Origin of the sequence: Rhizobacter sp. Root1221, from assembly GCF_001425785.1 — a bacterium.
In the GTDB taxonomy this organism is placed as follows: Bacteria; Pseudomonadota; Gammaproteobacteria; order Burkholderiales; family Burkholderiaceae_C; genus Rhizobacter.
In genome coordinates, this window is sequence record NZ_LMDI01000011.1 from 98,731 (window position 1) to 113,541 (window position 14,811).

The following is a 14,811-nucleotide window of genomic DNA, read 5'->3' on the forward strand; positions in this document are numbered from 1 at the left end:
TATGAGGTAGGGGCCCTTACTTGCCAGCGGCTTGAAGCCTAGCCAGCGCAGCCAGTTGAGGTGGACGTGGTTCTCGGCCCACGCGCTAGCGAACAGCGTGGGCGCGATGCCGTAGGCCCGCTCGATGGCGGGGCGGCATGCACGGATGAAGGACCTGGAGATCCGTTCGATCTCGGGGGAGCCGACCATCCAAATGGAGGCAGCGTTGGGTTCGAGAGGCACGACGCCCCACACGCCGACCACCAGACCTGTGTTGGTCGTGATGGCCTCACATAGGGCGCCGTGAGACAACCCGTATCGCAGGGCGTCCACTGGCCGCGTCCCTTCCAGGTCCAGCTCGGCAACGTCGCACGAACGGAGACGCGGGGCGAGGTCGAGGCAGTCGTGGGGGGTCGCGGGTCGGAGGATCATTTGGCGGTTGGGTTGGTGTAGCGAGCCTTGAGGGTCAGGCCGGTGATGCACATGGGAGCACTGCTCTTGGTGCGGACGGTGAGCCGGGCCTTGTGGCCGGTGGCGTTGAACGGGACGGGGAACTGTCCGTTCTCGCCGAGTCGCGGTACCGGGGTCTGGTCGATGATCCGGGGGGACATCGGCTTGACCATCGGGACACGGTCGGGACGCGTGACGACAGCCTGGAAGTCGCCGGACACCAGGGTGTCGAGGACGACCTGGGAGACCTGGAGGCGACCTTGGGGCGTGGTCTTGTCCCCGACCGTCGCGTAGAACGGCGAGAACGTCCCGCTCCGCTCGAAGCGGACACCGAGATAGCCCTGGTCGGACTGGACGTCTCGGGGCGTGAAGGCGATCCACTGCGCACCGCTCAGGGCGGTGGTCACCGGGTACTCCCGGAACCAGCCTTCACCCTTGTCGACGAGCAGGACGTACTCCAGGGCCGGAGCCCCGTACAGACCGGCCGGGCGGAAGGCTTCAGGGAGCACGGCCCAGCTGCGATTGGTCTGTACGTCCCATGTGAGTTGGACAACGCTGCCGAAGTCCAGGCGGTACTCATCCTCGGGCACGGTGCCGGTCCCAGCCTGCACGTTGACGGAGAGCCAGACGGTGTTGCCAGCCAGCTCGCCGATGATGTACAGGACGTCCTGGTCGACCCAGAAGGACAGGATCCGGGTGACGTCGAACGTCACCTTGGACCACGCGTTCTGTACCCGCTGCCCGTCCTTCCAGTGGCCCGTGTGGACGAACAAGGTGGAGGGCATGGAGTCGGTGCTCATGAACACGCGGCCGGCCAGGGCCGACCCACGGAGGCGCACGGCTCGTCCCTGGATGTACTTGGGGACGTGCTTGCTCAGGTCCTCGGCGGTGTTGTTGGCCGTGGTCTCGTCGTACTGGTACTCGAACAGCGTGGTGCGACCCAGCGATTCGCCCGTGTAGTACAGCGAGTCCCCGATGGCTCGGGGCTCACACTTCGGGTCGATCTGGTAGCGGGTAGCCACACCCAGGACAGCATCCGTGGGCGTGATCGGCTTGTCGCCTGCGACCTCCTGCTGGGCGTTGCTCGACAGGACCATGAGCTTCGAGCGGAAGGCCACGAGCCAGTCGATGCCGGCCACGTCGGGCGCGTCGGTCTCCAGCTTCACCGGGTCGTCTGCTGCCACGATGCGGGCACTGCCGCGGAAGAAGGAGTACAGGTCGTCCGGGCGGGAGCTGTAGACGGAGTCGCCGGCCGCGAACCACATGCGGCCCTTCCAGTTCGCCAGGGCGGTGATCCGCTTGCCGATGAAGCCGGGCACCGGGTTGGTGACGTCGTCACCGACCTTACGTGTCGCCCAGTCGCAGGGTTGAAGTTCGAACGCGGCAGGACCGGTCTGGTGCAGACGAATGGGCATGGAGCCCGGCGTCAGCGTACAGGTCGCCGCCTTGGTCGGCAGGTAGCTCGACTCGATCCACGCGTTCAGCACCGCGTCGTAGGTCACGTAGTACTGGCTCGACCCACTGCCGGAGCCCAGGTCGACCAGGAGCGGGACACCCTGGTCGAAGACGCCAGGGAGGTCCGACAGCGCCTGCACGCGTCCCTTGACGCACAGGGACGAGGTCTCGTCCCAGTCGTTGGTGAACGAAAAGGAGTCGAGGATCTCGGCGGTCGCCGTGACCCGGATGACGTTCGGCGCCACACGGAACGCGTCCACGCCCGGCATGAGCTGGTTGATTCTCGCTGACAGGTTGAGGCACGCGAAGTCGCGTGACATGCTTGAGTTCTGGGGGACGCTGAAGATCGCGGTGCCGGCAGAGGACGTCGCCGTGAAGTTCTGAGCGGCCTGGGACAGCTTGCGGACCACGAGGTAGATGCTGGTCGCCGCGGGCTTCGCAGCGGACACTGCCGCGGCGGTGACGTCGGTGTTCAGGATGAAGACCGTGTCGAGGACCGTCAGGAAGCGCAGAGACGCCGAGGAGGCGCCGAGGTACTGCTGGACCCATGGACCGTACGTGATGGTCGCGGCGATCCCTGTGTTCAGGCTGCGCACCTCAAGCTCGCCGTCTCCGGCCTTGCGCATGACGCTCCAGGCGGACCCGTCCGTGGTGCGGAAGAAGTGGGTAGCCTGGGGCTTGTAGCCGCCTGAGGGCACGCCGACGATGAGCCGGGTCCCCTCGCGGTCGACGAAACCACCGAGGTCCACGGAGGGCAGGTAGTTGTCCAGCTCCTCCATCTGGGACGGGGATCGCTGGAGCGGGGCCTGCCGGCTGACGCCGTGGTACAGACCGCCGATGCGTGGTTGCAGGAGGCCGTCCATTACAGCGGGCCTCGGTAGGACCGACGACGCAGGTACGCGAGGTCGGGGTTGTCCAGGATGTTGTAGTCGTCGACATCGGACTCAGCGTCCGCGGCGTCAGCGCCGGCCTCGGCCGACTCCTCACGCGCGTAGTTGTCGAGGGTGTCCGAGGACACGTAGCCGCGCTGGTACTTCTTCGCGGACATGGCGACGATCTGGTTCTGGACGGCGTAGGGCACGTCCTCGAAGGGGAAGTTCAGGATGACCCGGACCTCCACGGGAGCCGTGAAGACGAACGAGCGGGTCTTGCGGTCGTACAGGCGGGCGCCACGTTGGACTGCGTCCAGGCCGGGATCGACCGGGTCGATGGAGAGCACGTTGTCTGCGACCGTGACGATGCCGTCCACGTCGGGGGACAGGTCTTGTATCTCGGTGTTGAAGGACCATCCCTTAGCCAATACCTTCCGGGTCTCGGCGTCGATGACGGCACTCGCGTTCGCGTAGTCGCCGGCACCCTCGATCTCTTGGAGGATTACGGATTCGCCGATGGCCACCATGATCTGGTTGACGGCTTCAAGTCGTGTGAGCATTGGATAGGGGACGAAAAAAGAGGGACCCCCCTGCGTACAGAGAGTCCCTCTTGGGTGGCTAGTTAGGCCGTGGCGAATTCCACCGCCAGCTCCTCACGGAGCGTGCCGTGGCCGTTGATGCGCTTGGCGAGCATGAAGTCCTCCTGACGGCGGACGTCACGGGTCGCTTCAGCGGTCACGCCGAGCAGCGACAGGGTCGCGACGGCGTCCGGCGCCCAGAGGATGCCGGTCGTGTTCGAGTAGTCCGCGCGGTACTTCGAGAACACCGAGGTCACGGCGGTCTCGTTGATCGACGGCAGCAGGTTCGACGTGAAGATCGTCACGCCCTCGAAGCGGATGGCTTCGGTCACAGCCGAGCCGACGCCGACCGAGGCCAGTTGAATCATGCTCGACAAGTTGACGTACTGGCCGTTGATCTGCGCGTACTTGATCGCGTCGAACACCGTCGGGTTGACCACCATGTACAGCGTGGTGCCCACCGGGACGTTCTTCGCTTGCAGGGCCAGCTTCGCTTCGCGGATCTTGTTCATCCATACGATGCCGTCCGTGCCGGCGACGCCGGTCAGGCCGGCGTTCACGATGCGGTTGCCGCCCAGACGCAGCGTGCCGGTCGCGGCGGTACGGGCCGCCAGGATCAGCGAACGCATCACGTTCTGGTCGAAGGTACGCGCCAGGGCTTGACCCATGTCGGTCACCATCGGGGCACGCACGTCGAAGTGCGACATCAGGACGTCCATGTCCCACAGCGCGTGGCTCGCCACCAGGGGCGCATCGACCGTCACGGTCACTTCGTCCGTCGCGAACGCGTTGCCCAGCAGCTCTTGGCCGCGGGTGATGTACTCGGCGACCGACGTACCGGTCTTCGGGAACTGCCAGCTCTTGCCGGCGCCGATGGTCTTCTCGCGGGTCTTGCCCTGCATGACCGTCGAAGCGGTCAGTGCGGTGAGGACTTCACCACCGAATTGTTTGAGGAACAGGGCCCGGTCGTCGGAGCCCGATGCGCCGGTGCCGAAGGCGATCGTCGCGGTGTTGGTGTCACCAAAAGCCATTGCAGCTTCTTTCTTTTCTGAGGGGAGGAATGGCTCCGCCTGGGCCCTTGGGGAAAGGGCCGCGAGGAATGGGCGGAGCGCGGGGGAGGAGAGGGGAGCTAGCCCCTCAGAGGATCAGTAGCGGGAGATCGCGAGGCGCGACTTCACCGAGTTGTGGTACGCCTCGTCGGTCCAGTAGCGGGGGTCGCTCATGGCCTGCGTGACTTCGCCTTGGCTCTTGAAACCCACCGTGGTGCCGGACGCCGTGGCGTTGCCAAGCGCGATGCTCGGGTCACGACCCGCGTTCATGCGTTGCTGGAGGACGGCGATGGCTTCGTTGGCCGTGGAGCCGTTGAGCTGGGTGTCGTAGAACTGGCGTTGCTCGGGAGTCAGGTTCTTCTGACCCCAGGCGACCAGCTCCTTGAAGTTCGCTTCGCCGCCGGCTGCTTGGTAGAGCGCCTGCGTCTGCGAGGCGACCAGGGCACGCTGGCCGGCGAGGTGAGCGGCGTGGTGCTGCTCGATGGCGTCCTTGGGGAAGCCAAGCTTGACCAGTGCGTCCACCAGGGTGTCCGGGAGCTTGTCGGCGTTGAAGCCCGCTGCGAACTCGGCGACGAGCGCTTCGTTGACGGCTGGAGCTTCGGACTCCTTGGCCTCGTCCTTCGGTTCATCGGCCTTCGGCTCCTCTTTGGGAGCGTCCGGGTTGTCCGTGAGTTTCGGGGCAGGGTCGTTGGGGTCGACCACCGGGTCGGTCTTGGCCTCCGGCGGCGGAGCCGGCTTGGCGAACTGTGAGTCATACGCAGCGATCATCGCGTCGCGATGCTCCGGGGTGCCCGGGAGGGGCTCCGCGGGGGCAGGGCTCGGGGATGCCGCGGTGGGCGCGGGGGCGCCCGGGACTGCGGTTTGAGTGGAGGCTTCGCTCATTGAGTGGTTTGTTGAGCCATGGCTCCTGCCACCGGGCCGGCGACAGCCTTGGCGATGTCAGAGGTCATGGCTTGTTGTTGTTTCGCTTGGCGGTTGGCAGCGACCTCGTCGCCCGACCGGACTGCGCCGGGGAAGCCGATGGCGGCGACCGTGGGGCCCAGGATGGTGTCGAGCTTCAGGTAGTCCGCGGCCTCCTCTTGGAAGGCTTGCGGGACTTCTGCGAACAGACCGAACAGGGTGCGGGCCTTGTTGACCTGGGCGTCCTTGCCGAGCGCTTCGAGACCCGTGGTGACCTCGATGTTCACCTTGTCCCCCAGGTCTGGCAGCTCACCGCGGCTCTGCATCTGAGCGATGAGCTTGCGGATGCGCCAACGCTGGAAGCCGGAGAGCAGGGAGTAGACGCCCCCGAGTGCTTGCTCGATCTCCGATGCAAGCATCTGGAGTTCGTAGGCAGTCACGCGCTCGGCGTCGCGGCGAAGGTCCCCGGTCAGCAGAAAGGCTTGCGCCAGACCACGCTGAAGGTCTTGCTTCTCGGCCGCCATGGTCTGCATAGCAGCGGCGTTGTTGAACTGGAAGGGCTGGATGTCGCCGTTCTGTCCGCCGCGACCCGACAGCACAGCGCCGTTCCGGGCTTCCTGGATCCGCTTGCGCAGGTTCCCGCCGGAGGCGTTGGGAGCCACGAAGATCAGGTTCCGGGACGCCATCGCTGACGCTTCGCGGAGCTGCTGCGACACGACGTCCAGGGACTGGAGGTCCGAGTAGTTGTTCTCGCAGTGCGAGCGACCGTAGTGCTCGCCGGGAACGAGTTCCCAGGCCGGGCAGTTGAAGGGCATGATGCCCGTGTGAGTCGTCTCGACCGTGATGGTCTGGTCGTCGAGGTCCTGCTGGACGGTGTAGCTCTTGTCGACGTCGCGGTCCCCGGCCTTCCTGGTGAAGCGGGTGTACAGCGTGACGGTCTCGTCCTCCTTCTTCTCCGTGTGGATCCGAAGGTGTTGGGGAAGAGAACGCACGCGCATCTGCTCGGCGGTCACGGCCTCGATCACTTCGCCGTCCCAGTCCCGGACGCAAACGAATTGCTCCAGGCGGTACTGCTTGAGGGTGCCGGCCGGGGTGATGTACTCGCCGATGTTGCCGGCGACGATCAGGTGGAGCAGGGCGGTGTAGGTGGGGCGACGCCAGCCGAGCGACTCGACCTTGTCGTTCACGAGCTGCTCGCACTTGGCTAGGCCGACCACGATGTCCGGAGGGGGCGTGAGTTCGCCTTGTTCCATAAGGACCTCGGTGGGCACCTTGAGGTTGAAGCTCGACACGCCCGGCGGGAGCAGGGACATCAAGAGCTTCGACGCGAGGTTCAGGGATGCCCGGGAGTTGAAGGACTGGTAGGTCTGAGGAAGGATGTTGGCGGCCGTTTGGCCTTCGGAGGGACACACCGAGGGCACGGTGAGCGCAGCGCAGCGCCGGGCCCGGTCCAGGTAAGGCTGGCGGTCGGGTTCGAGCAGCGAGTAGCGTTCGACGAGCTTCAAGGCTGCACCCCCACGCCCGGCACGGAGGTGGCCGGGGCGGTCAGGTACTGGGCGCGAAGGGCGTTACGGTTGGCAGTGCGGCGCTGTGCCGCTTGCTGCGGGGTGTCCTCAGCTCCGAAGACCGCCTTGGCTTGCGGGGCGTCCGGCTGGGGAGGCGGCGGAGGTGCCGGGGTCTTGGGAGAGCCCATTGGTGTACAGGTCCAGGGTGAACCCCCAGTGGCGCGGGTCGTGCTCGAACCCCAGTCGTTCGACCAGGGCACGGTGTTCCGGCAGGGGGTGGGCGACCACGCGGGTCGCGCCGGTTGCTCGCGCTGAAGCGGCGAGGTACTTGAGAGTTCTCGGGGTCACCCAGCGGCCACGAAGGCCGGGGGAGACGCAGAGGTGTAGGGTGACGACCGGGGAGGCAAGCGTCTGGAACCACACAGCACCCCGCATGCGACCACCCACCCGGAGAAGGTGGACAGTGCAGTCCTCCAAAAGGTCCGAGGACCATTCAGAGGCTTGGGGGTAGCTCCAGTGGAGGAGGTTCTCGTACAGCTCAAGGTGTTCCCTCCACGTCGTTGGCCTTGTCCACTTGATCCGCGATGTCGCGGATGGCAGCGAGGGCTTCATGGAATCCTGCGAGTTCATGTGCGGCGGTGTAGTCACGGGCCCGAACCAACGCCAGGGCGTCCTCGGCGGGGGTGAGGAAGTTCAGGTAATCGACCAGCGCACGCAGCTCATAGGACCCAGGAATCCCGAGGGGGAGCCTGTCGTCCGTCTCAGAGAATCTCTGAGAATCCTTAGATATAGAGTTAGGGCCGGCGTCACTTTGCGGGGGTTTATTCCCTTCCGGCGCCGTCGCCAGGAGTTTCCAGCCTAGGACGTAGCGGGCCCCGAAGTAGTGCGAGATACCAGCTTTGCAGGCCCTCCAGGCGGAGCGAATTGCGCTGACAGATTTCATAGTTCTCGCCTACCGTTCGGACGAATTCGGCGAGGTCCGCGTCAGCCGGGGGATCGGCTTCAGCTTTTCCGGCCGCGCCGCCAGCTCCGGAGGGATCGGAGGGAGTTCCCGGACGTACACCGGCTGCGTCGTCGAGCAGCCGTGCAATGTCGGTAGACAGGCTGCGGCCACGAAGATCAGAAACAGCCAGCGCCAGTTCCAGGTCACGGGTGCGAAGGTCATGGGCCTTATCCTTTTCGGTGAGTTTGTTGTTGAGAGATTCCACGACCGTGCGGGTCACGAGGTCGGCGTCCTCCTTGGCCTGGGTAATCGCGGCGGTCTGACGTTGCGCTGCGGCCCGGACCTCCAGGGCCCGCCCGTCCGTGATGAGGGACGAGCGGTACGCTAGGAAGCCCAGGACCGAGGCGACCGCCAGGACGGCGCCGAGGGCCCAGCGGGTCAGGCCGGGGACCACCGGTCATCCTCACCAGTCCCGGTGGCCTCGAAGGTCAGCAGGAAGCACAGGCAGGCGCCCGCGTGGGCGAGGTGGCTCAAGCCAGACTCGGGGTCGGCCTTCTCGCCACGCATCCAGGCGTAGACGTGCCGGAGCAGTGCGCCGGTCACGCGCATCCACTTGAAGCCCTTGCGCCAGTTGTTGGCGCTGTACTTCTTGGCCCCGAAGGTGAACGCCTTGGCGATCTCCAGGAGGGCCTCGGGCGGCAGCAGTTCGACCATGACCTTGCCGTCGTCGTGCTTGATGGCGGTGTCGGTCGGGGCAGGAGTCCGCAGCACCGCCTGCCGCACGGACGGCTGGCCGTCGAATGCGTCGTCGATGCTTCGGGGATGGTGGTGCGTCAGCGCCACGTAGCCGTCAGGCTGCGATTTCGATTGCATTGAAGTCGTACTTGATTGGACCCAACGAGTAGCGGACGTGTCCGTAGTCGTCAATGTCTTGTGGTCGAAGGATGCGGGCCAGGGCCGCCTGGACCCGGAGGTCGTCGGCGGTCTGTGTGACCTCGCGGAACTTGCCCTTCTTCGGGCGCATGTAGGTGTCGAGGACCAGCGGGTACCAGTCGCGGAGAGTGCTGCCACGCTCCAGGGTGTCCTCGGCCCCCTTCGGGCCGCAGCCCAGACAGCCGGAGAAGCCGTCCGTCGAGTCGCCCATGAGGGTCTGGTACATCCACTGCCAGTCGGCGCGGGATTCGGAGATCACCCCGAGCGTCTTCTTGCCGGGGTTGTAGAGCCGGCCTGGGATGGTCTTCATGTCCTTGTCGGACGAGCAGATGACCGCGGTGTCTCCCGACAGGATCCCCAGGACGTCATCGGCCTCCAGGCCGGGGCGCTCCTCGATCTCGTACGTCTCGCGGACGTAGGCTTCGAGGGCGGAGTAGTGCTCGGGCTTCGACCCGCGGCCCGCCTTGTAGGTCGGGAACAGTCCGCGTCGGAACAGCTTTCGGTCCGGCGGCGACAGGCAGACGAGGAGATCGTCACACCCGGCCGCTTCGACCCAAGAGTCCATCATCGTGCGCAGCGCTCGTCGACAGTCGGCGAAGGACGCAGCGACCTTCTGGCTTGCACCAAACGGGTCGTCCCAGTCCTCCTCCACTGTCGTCGCGCATGCGGCCTTGAAGATGATCTCGTCGCCGTCGATCAGGGCGAGCACAGCGTCTCGCAGTTGAACATCGACAAGCTCGGGTGCTTGCGCAGGATGCGCTGTAGTCGGGCCTTCGACCGCTTGAGCTGGCCGGGGTCAGGGCTCCGGTGCAGGTAAGTGATGACGTTGTTGGCGAGGTCGCTGTCAAACCGCTCGGTGCGGAGGACCCCTCCGGGTGTCACGAGCACTTGGCAGATGCCGAAGTCGTAATCGTGGACGTCATCGAACACGCAGCGGTTCACGGGGATCAGCGAGATCGTCGGGAGCTTCTCGCTGACGAGGTCGTAGGTCACAGGCCCGTCGATGCTGACGTCCGTGGCCGGACCGCCGTCGGCGTCGAAGTGGGCCGCGACGTCCCCGATGAACTTCTCCCAGGCACTCTCGTCCACCTTGCGGGTGTCGCAGAACACGTCGATGTCTTTGACGTCGCCGACCAGGAAGGCGTCACGCGGGGCGCCCCCGCCGATCACCAGGGGGAACTTTCCGCCCTTGAAGTCGGCGAGCATGTTCAGGTCCTCGGCGATCTCGCGGAGCTTCTCGATGGACAGCTTCACTTGACCACCTTCCACTCCGTCGTGGTCACGACCTTCTCGACCGGCCGGACTTGAGTGGCCTCGGTGTCCTCGTAGAAGAACTCCGTGTAGTACGAACCGGAGCGGCCGAGGTCGATGCGCCAGAACGTGTCGGTCGGCAAGTGCTTCATGATGTCCGAGCGGTACTCGTTGTCCTTGTACTCGCACGTCCACTCTCCCTCCTCGATCTCCTCCAGGTCCTCGTGGTCCTCGTCGAACAGCTCGACGATCTGCTCTGCGGTGATGCTCACAGGACCCCCGAGAGTTCGAGGAGGTTGATGGTGATGCCCGCCAATGCAGCGCCGCACAGCGTGACCATGGCGTCCAGGACGTCCGTGGTGTGGGCCTCCGGGTGAGCTTGGTCGTACGCTTCCTTCATGAAGGCGAAGACGGCGGTGAGTGCCAGTGCAAGGCACAGGGCATTGGGACTAGGCACCCCGGCCACGGCCAGGACGGCGTACCCCGCGACAGTGATGAGGAAGCCTGCGATCAGGTGGTACAGCTTGTCTTTGTTGATGAGGTTCATGGTCAGTGTGTTTCGTGCCAGTTCTTGCCGATGTCGTAAGCGCCGTCGAGACGGCAGCGCACACCGAAGTGGTCGCCGGCCGCGGTGATGGCATCCTTGAAGGTCTTTCCGATGAGGTGGCCGTGCTCAGGCTTGGCCTCCTGCTGCACTTCGTCGTGCACGTTTGCGCAGTAGCCGAAGTCGATGCCGTGAACCAGACCGTGCTCGTCCGTGATGACGTCGTGGTAGATCACGAGGGCCTGCTTCATGACGATGGCGCCGGAGCTTTGGAGCAGCGTGTTGAGCGCCGCGTGTTCCGAACGGACCTTGACCTTCCGGCCGTCGAGTCCGCGGATCCAGCCCTGCGCCTTGGCCTTCGCCTTGACGTCCTTGATGAGCTTGGCGAATCCCTTGATACCGTCGATCAGGCGGGCCTTGACTTCCTTGCCGATCTGCGCGGCCGGCCGGAGCTTGCCCTTGGCTGTGAGCGCCCAGGTGGGCCACTCGGCGAGCGGCTTCCCGCTGCTGCGCCAGTCAGCGATCCAGATGAGCCCAGCCTTCTCGTCCCCGGCGCCGTACAGCGAGCCGTACAGCAGGGTCTTGGCGCCGTCGCGGGAGAACAGGTCCGTGTTCTTCCGGTTCACGGAGTGGGCGTCGGTCCCGAGGGACTTGTCGCCTTCCAGGAGCTGGCGGGTCAGCTCGCCTCCGTCGTACTTGGCGAGGTAGTGCGCGAGCATGCGCAGCTCCAGCCCTTCGGCGTCGCAGCCGACCAGCACCCAGCCGATCTTCGAGATCCACAGGGCACGCATGCTGGCGTCCTTGTCGATGTTCGCGGAGTTCGGTCGGTTGTGGGTCATCCGGCCTGTCACGGCGCCGTTGGAGTTCACGTAGCCGTGGACGCGGTCCTCGTCGTCGGCGTGGTGGATCCAGCCACCGCCAGTCCCGTCCTTCTTCTTGGGCTTGGCGAGCTGGGTCCAGCGCTTGTCCTCGCGACCGAAGCGGATGAGGGTCTCCGTCTCGGGGTAGTCCAGCTTCTTCAGGACCGCCTCGGTGATGTTCGGGTTGCCCTTATCGGTTAGCGGGGCCTTCCAGCCGTAGCGGTCGAACAGTCGGCGGGAGACGTGGTACTCGGAGCCGGGGTTGAACTCTTGCAGGGCGATGGAGGTGAACTCGGCGTCCTGCGTGTACTCGGCGACGTAGGTTCCCCAATCGCACAGGACCTTCCGCTTCTGCGTGCGCTTCGGACGCTTGGTCTCGACGCCCACGTAGATCGGGGGAAACATGCGCTGGAGGTCGGCGCCCAGGCGCTGGCGCTCCTGCTCGATCTCGGCGGCGAGCAGCATGGCCGCGCGAATGTCGAGCATGAACCCGTTCTCCATCTGGAGGTCGATCAGGTAGCAGACGCTGTGCTCAAGCTCGCAGGACGAGCCCCAGGTCTCGACGACCTTGACGCGCTCGTACAGGGCCTTGGTGACCACGATGTCCTGCGCGTTGTAGCTGCGCATGGCCTCGGAGTATTCGTCCCAGCCGCCGTCGTACAGGTCCTTCAGGATGCCCAGCTCGATGCCCCAGGACTCCAGCTTGTGGTTGACGCGCTCTGGGTTGCGCAGGCGGGCCATGACCATCGTGTCCTTGCACAGCTTCAGCGGCATGAGCCAGCCGGTGACTTTGAACAGGGCCTTGCGGTCGAAGCCGATTGTGTTGTGGCCGATAAACTCGCCGCCGGCTGCGGCGTGCGCATGCATTCGTGAGATGCCCTCCGCGAGGGAGGGATGGTTGGGGTCGTGATCGGTGTAGGTGACGATCTCACCGGTCTCGGAGTCCCCGATGGCCATGACCCAGATGCGGGTGAGTTCACGGAGGAGGCCATCGGTCTCCAAGTCCCAGAACAGTTTCTTGTGGGTCATGGGTTTCCTTAGCGGGGTGTCCGCTTTGTCACTGGCACGACTCGCATGCCGACGTGTCGCCGTCGTAGCCGCAGGCGAGTGGCTCGTCGCTGAAGAAGTCGGCGGGCTCGACGCCGTCGCAGGCGCAGTCCTCGGAATCGGGCATGCCCTCGCAGTGGAGGCAGTCGTTCATTGGGGTTCCTCGGTGGGGGCGACGCGCACGATGACCTCGACCATCACGGGCCGACGGTTGTGGTTCGTGGCGCGGGTGATGGCGTCGTTGAAGGCGGTGCGGACCGCTTCGACGGCGTTGCCGTCACGGATGACCCGATGACCAGCGAAGGCCACCTCAGGGTCGACGTACAGGATTGCGTTGGGGTCGGTCATGTAGTTGTCGATAGAAGGACGCGACCAGCTCAAGCTCCTCGGGTGTCGAGTTCTTCTTGAGTTCATTGGCACGCCACGAGACGACCAGGACGTTTCCTGGGACGTACCCGCGGCGGGGGTTGATGCGGTCGAGCGAAGGGGAGGCGGGACTGGCGCGGCCAGTGGCCGGCCGGAGGCGCATGCCCAGAACTGGGCAGCGGTCGGGGACGTAGATGTCAGCGAGGGTCAGCGTGTGGCGGGTGCCGTCACGCTTGGCGCGGTAGCGGGAGGTCTTCAGCAGTGTCCGGGCGACGTCGTCAGAACGGACAGTCGTCATCCGAGTCCGGGAAGTCCGTGGGATCCACGGCCTTCAGGCGTCCCGTCTTCTCGTCGTACATCAGCACGTCAGCCGGACCCGTCTTGCCGCCGCGGCGGACCTTGAGGACCTTGAGCTGCGAGCGGTTGCGGCCGGCCGGGCTGGTGTCCTGCTGGTTCCGCTTCTTGGCGATGATGACGTCGGGGACCTGCTTCAGAGAGCCGGAGCCTTTGATGTCGTCCAGGCTGATGTCGCCGCCTTCCTCAGCCGCGCGTGCCCCGTTAGAGGTCTTGCGGATGTGGGCGATGGCGATGACGGAACATCCCGTCCGCTCGATCATGGAGCGCAGCTTGACCATGAGTGTGTCCGTGCCGTCCAGGTCGAGCCCGGTGGCCGCGATGGTCAGGTGGTCGAGGAACAGCAGCTCGGCCCCGTTGGCCGCCATGAACTCCAGCTTGGACAGCAGGTCGTCCGAGTCGGTGGCGCCGAAGTGGTCGTATGCCTGATAGGTGCCCGAGTCGAGCAGCTTGGCTTGGCTTACCGCCCACTGGGCGTCCGACAGGATGTTCGGGTTGTCTTCCAGGTCCTCGGCCAGGACGTTGTTGTCCAGCGCGATCAGGTACTTGGCGGTGTCCTCGACGGACTCCTCCAAGAACACGGCGCCGACCTTCTTGCCCTCGCATAGCGCGGCGTACATCCACTCGCGTGCGTCGGTGGACTTGCCGACCCCGGTGCCGGCGGTGAGGAGCCAGAGCTGGCGCGGGCGGATGCCACGGGTCATCTGGTTCACCATCGGGTAGGGGGTCTGCCAGCCGGGCGACGCCTTCTGCTTCAGGCGCTCGACCGTCAGGTCCTTCCCCGAGACCACGCCGTCAGGCCGGTATTCTCGGGCGTCCCAGATGGCCTGGAGAACCGCGGGGCCTCCGTGCTCACGCAGGAGATCGTTCGCGTCCTTCAGGCCGTGCGGAGTGGTCACGATCTTGACCTTGCCCGGGGGGAACAGCTTGGCGCATTCGACCGTAGCCTTTTGCCCTGGTTCGTCGTTGTCGAACCACAGGATGATCTCCTTGTAGCCGTTCAGCCATTCGAGTTGGGCCGCGATGGACTTGGCTGCGCCTTGCGCCCCGTTGGGCACTGAGACCGCCGGCCACTTAAGGGACATCGCCTGCGACACGGAGAGGCAGTCGATCTCACCCTCGGTGATGACGACCTTGTTGCCGCCCGAGCGCCACAGGTGCTGACCGTAGAGGCCAGCTTGCTTCAGGCTCCCAAGGATGAAGAAGTCTTTGTCAGCAGTGCGCACCTTTTGACCGACGACGTCACCCAGGGCGTCGTGATACTCGGCCACCTGGACTTTGCGGCCCTCGTGCTCGGCGACGCGGTAAGCAAACTTGCGACAGGTTTCCTCACGGATGCCGCGCTTTGCGAGTTCTCGGTACTCACCATGTTGGATCAGCTCCTTGGCCCGCTTGGGGGTATCAGTGGCGGGGCGCTCGGCGCCGCCGCCCTGGTGGGTCTTGCCGCACGAGAAGCAGTGCGTGTGACCGTCGCTGTAGCTGGCGCATGCGTCGCTGCTTCCGCAGTCGTCGCACGCCCCCTTGGAGACAAGGGCCGAGCCCTCGTGTTCAGTCATCCGCGGCCCTTCGGCTTCGACGCGATGAGCGAGTACAGCTCTGCGGTCGTCATGACCTTGCGGTGCATGCCGCGGCCGGAGACGGACCACTTGCCGGGGGTGGTGGAACGCGCGTAGTAGCCGCGGGCTTTGATGGTGTCTTGCATGAGAGGGCTCCAGAAAGCAAAAA

Annotated in this window: 16 protein-coding genes; all 16 read right to left on the minus strand. The window is 65.3% G+C overall.

Translation table 11 applies throughout. The features are described from left to right. Nucleotides 1-407: 407 nt before the first annotated feature. The gene (locus ASC87_RS09650) at nt 408-2,747 is read right to left on the minus strand and encodes a hypothetical protein (protein ID WP_056660133.1); all 2,340 of its coding nucleotides are present in this window, start codon (nt 2,745-2,747) and stop codon (nt 408-410) included. Continuing rightward, nucleotides 2,747-3,316, minus strand: a complete 570-nt coding sequence (locus ASC87_RS09655) for a hypothetical protein (protein WP_082568515.1) — start codon at nt 3,314-3,316, stop codon at nt 2,747-2,749. Before ASC87_RS09655 ends, ASC87_RS09650 begins: the two co-directional genes overlap by 1 nt. Nucleotides 3,317-3,378: 62 nt before the next feature. Next, nucleotides 3,379-4,365 (minus strand): phage capsid protein, encoded by a 987-nt coding sequence (locus ASC87_RS09660; protein ID WP_056660139.1) that lies wholly within the window; start codon nt 4,363-4,365, stop codon nt 3,379-3,381. 114 nt (nt 4,366-4,479) lie between these two features. Beyond that, nucleotides 4,480-5,151 (minus strand): hypothetical protein, encoded by a 672-nt coding sequence (locus ASC87_RS09665; protein ID WP_056660142.1) that lies wholly within the window; start codon nt 5,149-5,151, stop codon nt 4,480-4,482. 110 nt (nt 5,152-5,261) lie between these two features. Next, the gene (locus tag ASC87_RS09670; RefSeq protein WP_056660145.1) at nt 5,262-6,788 is read right to left on the minus strand and encodes a portal protein; all 1,527 of its coding nucleotides are present in this window, start codon (nt 6,786-6,788) and stop codon (nt 5,262-5,264) included. 821 nt (nt 6,789-7,609) lie between these two features. After that, nucleotides 7,610-8,185 (minus strand): hypothetical protein, encoded by a 576-nt coding sequence (locus tag ASC87_RS31730; RefSeq protein ID WP_157603937.1) that lies wholly within the window; start codon nt 8,183-8,185, stop codon nt 7,610-7,612. Continuing rightward, nucleotides 8,170-8,604: a dATP/dGTP diphosphohydrolase domain-containing protein gene (locus tag ASC87_RS32710; protein ID WP_200954336.1), complete on the minus strand. Its 435-nt coding sequence runs from the start codon at nt 8,602-8,604 to the stop codon at nt 8,170-8,172. Before ASC87_RS32710 ends, ASC87_RS31730 begins: the two co-directional genes overlap by 16 nt. After that, nucleotides 8,582-9,373 carry a hypothetical protein gene (locus tag ASC87_RS09690; RefSeq protein WP_056660154.1) on the minus strand — a complete coding sequence of 264 codons (792 nt, stop codon included), beginning with the start codon at nt 9,371-9,373 and terminating at the stop codon, nt 8,582-8,584. Before ASC87_RS09690 ends, ASC87_RS32710 begins: the two co-directional genes overlap by 23 nt. After that, nucleotides 9,361-9,918 carry a hypothetical protein gene (locus ASC87_RS09695; protein ID WP_056660157.1) on the minus strand — a complete coding sequence of 186 codons (558 nt, stop codon included), beginning with the start codon at nt 9,916-9,918 and terminating at the stop codon, nt 9,361-9,363. The genes ASC87_RS09690 and ASC87_RS09695 overlap by 13 nt, the downstream gene beginning before the upstream one ends. Then, on the minus strand, nt 9,915-10,187 hold the full coding sequence (locus ASC87_RS09700; RefSeq protein WP_056660160.1) for a hypothetical protein: 273 nt from the start codon (nt 10,185-10,187) through the stop codon (nt 9,915-9,917). Before ASC87_RS09700 ends, ASC87_RS09695 begins: the two co-directional genes overlap by 4 nt. Then, nucleotides 10,184-10,462 (minus strand): hypothetical protein, encoded by a 279-nt coding sequence (locus ASC87_RS09705; RefSeq protein WP_056660163.1) that lies wholly within the window; start codon nt 10,460-10,462, stop codon nt 10,184-10,186. The genes ASC87_RS09700 and ASC87_RS09705 overlap by 4 nt, the downstream gene beginning before the upstream one ends. Nucleotides 10,463-10,464: 2 nt before the next feature. After that, on the minus strand, nt 10,465-12,348 hold the full coding sequence (locus tag ASC87_RS09710) for a DNA polymerase (RefSeq protein WP_056660166.1): 1,884 nt from the start codon (nt 12,346-12,348) through the stop codon (nt 10,465-10,467). Nucleotides 12,349-12,376: 28 nt separating this feature from the next. Next, on the minus strand, nt 12,377-12,520 hold the full coding sequence (locus ASC87_RS31735; RefSeq protein ID WP_157603938.1) for a hypothetical protein: 144 nt from the start codon (nt 12,518-12,520) through the stop codon (nt 12,377-12,379). Next, entirely contained in the window at nt 12,517-12,714 is a 198-nt protein-coding gene (locus tag ASC87_RS09715) for a hypothetical protein (RefSeq protein ID WP_056660169.1), read from the minus strand. Before ASC87_RS09715 ends, ASC87_RS31735 begins: the two co-directional genes overlap by 4 nt. Nucleotides 12,715-13,010: 296 nt before the next feature. Continuing rightward, entirely contained in the window at nt 13,011-14,642 is a 1,632-nt protein-coding gene (locus tag ASC87_RS09720; protein WP_056660172.1) for a toprim domain-containing protein, read from the minus strand. Beyond that, nucleotides 14,639-14,788: a hypothetical protein gene (locus tag ASC87_RS31740; protein ID WP_157603939.1), complete on the minus strand. Its 150-nt coding sequence runs from the start codon at nt 14,786-14,788 to the stop codon at nt 14,639-14,641. The genes ASC87_RS09720 and ASC87_RS31740 overlap by 4 nt, the downstream gene beginning before the upstream one ends. Between the last annotated feature and the right edge of the window lie 23 nt (nt 14,789-14,811).

Coding starts and splice junctions, on each gene's coding strand:
- ASC87_RS09715 (WP_056660169.1), bottom strand. CDS start 12,714: ATGACCGACCCCAACGCAATCCTGTACGTCGACCCTGAGGTGGCCTTC.
- ASC87_RS09705 (WP_056660163.1), bottom strand. CDS start 10,462: ATGAACCTCATCAACAAAGACAAGCTGTACCACCTGATCGCAGGCTTC.
- ASC87_RS32710 (WP_200954336.1), bottom strand. CDS start 8,604: ATGCAATCGAAATCGCAGCCTGACGGCTACGTGGCGCTGACGCACCAC.
- ASC87_RS09720 (WP_056660172.1), bottom strand. CDS start 14,642: ATGACTGAACACGAGGGCTCGGCCCTTGTCTCCAAGGGGGCGTGCGAC.
- ASC87_RS31740 (WP_157603939.1), bottom strand. CDS start 14,788: ATGCAAGACACCATCAAAGCCCGCGGCTACTACGCGCGTTCCACCACC.
- ASC87_RS09710 (WP_056660166.1), bottom strand. CDS start 12,348: ATGACCCACAAGAAACTGTTCTGGGACTTGGAGACCGATGGCCTCCTC.
- ASC87_RS09655 (WP_082568515.1), bottom strand. CDS start 3,316: ATGCTCACACGACTTGAAGCCGTCAACCAGATCATGGTGGCCATCGGC.
- ASC87_RS09660 (WP_056660139.1), bottom strand. CDS start 4,365: ATGGCTTTTGGTGACACCAACACCGCGACGATCGCCTTCGGCACCGGC.
- ASC87_RS09650 (WP_056660133.1), bottom strand. CDS start 2,747: ATGGACGGCCTCCTGCAACCACGCATCGGCGGTCTGTACCACGGCGTC.
- ASC87_RS31735 (WP_157603938.1), bottom strand. CDS start 12,520: ATGAACGACTGCCTCCACTGCGAGGGCATGCCCGATTCCGAGGACTGC.
- ASC87_RS09665 (WP_056660142.1), bottom strand. CDS start 5,151: ATGATCGCTGCGTATGACTCACAGTTCGCCAAGCCGGCTCCGCCGCCG.